The following is a 2,500-nucleotide window of genomic DNA, read 5'->3' as shown; positions in this document are numbered from 1 at the left end:
AGGGCGTCGAGTTAGATGGATCAGACCCGAAACCGAGTGATCTAGGCATGACCAGGATGAAGGTTAGGTAACACTAACTGGAGGTCCGAACCCACACCTGTTGAAAAAGGTCGGGATGAGTTGTGCCTAGGGGTGAAAGGCCAATCAAACTCGGAGATAGCTGGTTCTCCGCGAAATCTATTTAGGTAGAGCGTCATCCGAATACCCCTGGGGGTAGAGCACTGGATGGGTAATGGGGCCCCACAGGCTTACTGATCCTAACCAAACTCCGAATACCAGGGAGTACTAGATGGCAGACACACTGCGGGTGCTAACGCCCGTAGTGGAGAGGGAAACAACCCTGACCTCCGGCTAAGGCCCCCAATTCATGGCTAAGTGGGAAAGCAGGTGGGACGACCAAAACAACCAGGAGGTTGGCTTAGAAGCAGCCATCCTTTAAAGATAGCGTAACAGCTCACTGGTCTAATTAAGTTGTCCTGCGGCGAAGATGTAACGGGGCTCAAGCCATGAGCCGAAGCCGAGGATGCGCATAGCGCATGGTAGCGGAGCGTAGTGTGACATAGGACTACTCCTCTTCTGCATCCTTCGGGATGTAATGGAGGAGCAAGTCCTTTCTGTGAAGCCGGGCTGTAAGGCATCCGGTGGAGAGATCACTAGCGAGAATGATGACATGAGTAGCGACAAAGAGTGTGAGAGACACTCTCGCCGAAAGTCCAAGGGTTCCTGCTTAAAGCTAATCTGAGCAGGGTAAGCCGGCCCCTAAGGCGAGGCCGAAAGGCGTAGTCGATGGGAACCAGGTCAATATTCCTGGGCCATGTGGTGGTGACGGATTGCAGAGGTCGTTCTTCCTTATCGGATTGGAAGGGCGGCTGAGCGGTTCCTGGAAATAGCCCCACTTTAAGACCGTACCCTAAACCGACACAGGTGGACTGGTAGAGAATACCAAGGCGCTTGAGAGAACGATGTTGAAGGAACTCGGCAAAATACCTCCGTAAGTTCGCGAGAAGGAGGCCCAGTTTCAACGCAAGTTTTGGCTGGGGGCACAAACCAGGGGGTGGCGACTGTTTACTAAAAACACAGGGCTCTGCGAAGTCGCAAGACGACGTATAGGGTCTGACGCCTGCCCGGTGCCTGAAGGTTAAAAGGAGGGGTGAGAGCTCTGAATTGAAGCCCAGGTAAACGGCGGCCGTAACTATAACGGTCCTAAGGTAGCGAAATTCCTTGTCGGGTAAGTTCCGACCTGCACGAATGGCGTAACGACTTCCCCGCTGTCTCCAACATCGACTCAGCGAAATTGAATTGCCTGTCAAGATGCAGGCTTCCCGCGGTTAGACGGAAAGACCCCGTGCACCTTTACTACAGCTTCACACTGGCATCAGGCCATGCATGTGCAGGATAGGTGGTAGGCTTCGAAGCGGACACGCCAGTGTCCGTGGAGCCTCCCTTGAGATACCACCCTTGCATTGCTTGATGTCTAACCGCGATCCCTTATCGGGTTCCGGGACCCTGTGTGGCGGGTAGTTTGACTGGGGCGGTCGCCTCCTAAAGCGTAACGGAGGCGCGCGAAGGTTGGCTCAGAGCGGTCGGAAATCGCTCGTTGAGTGCAATGGCAGAAGCCAGCCTGACTGCAAGACTGACAAGTCGAGCAGAGTCGAAAGACGGCCATAGTGATCCGGTGGTCCCAAGTGGGAGGGCCATCGCTCAACGGATAAAAGGTACGCCGGGGATAACAGGCTGATACTGCCCAAGAGTCCATATCGACGGCAGTGTTTGGCACCTCGATGTCGGCTCATCTCATCCTGGGGCTGGAGCAGGTCCCAAGGGTATGGCTGTTCGCCATTTAAAGAGGTACGTGAGCTGGGTTTAGAACGTCGTGAGACAGTTCGGTCCCTATCTGCCGTGGGTGTAGGATACTTGAGAGGAGTTGCCCCTAGTACGAGAGGACCGGGGTGAACGATCCACTGGTGGACCAGTTGTCGTGCCAACGGCAGTGCTGGGTAGCTATGATCGGACAGGATAACCGCTGAAGGCATCTAAGCGGGAAGCCCCCCTCAAAACAAGGTATCCCTGAGGGCCGTGGAAGACCACCACGTCGATAGGCCGGAGGTGTAAGTGCAGCAATGCATTCAGCTGACCGGTACTAATGGCCCGATAGGCTTGATCCGATCCAGGAACAGCAAGGCTGTTCCATGATCAATCGAAGCATACAACCCCTACACAATACTTGACTTGGTATCTGTCGCTCCCAGCATTCGGGGGTGTCGGCCCGCAACCTGCTCCGCAGGTCGCTTCCGCCGACCCGCCGCGCTGCGCGCGACGTTGTGGGTTTTTCTCGGTTTGGTGGTCATAGCGCAAGCAAAACACCCGGCTCCATTCCGAACCCGGCCGTTAAGTGCTGCCGCGCCAATGGTACTGCGTCTCAAGACGTGGGAGAGTAGGTCACCGCCAAACCTAGTAAAACCCACAAACTCCAAACAAAACGTATCTCTCAGACGATCTA

General features: G+C 55.1%; 2 rRNA genes (1 of these 2 cut by a window edge). Both read left to right on the top strand.

Annotated features, from left to right (window positions below):
• Positions 1-2,165 (top strand): 23S ribosomal RNA (locus tag ACXAD2_RS08075); it begins 666 nt to the left of the window's first position.
• Between the two features lie 171 nt (positions 2,166-2,336).
• Positions 2,337-2,451: ribosomal RNA gene (gene rrf, locus ACXAD2_RS08070) — 5S ribosomal RNA — on the top strand.
• Positions 2,452-2,500: the final 49 nt, after the last annotated feature.

This window comes from Salipiger sp. ABN3_019 (assembly GCF_056158605.1).
This window is presented reverse-complemented; position numbering and strand designations above follow the sequence as displayed.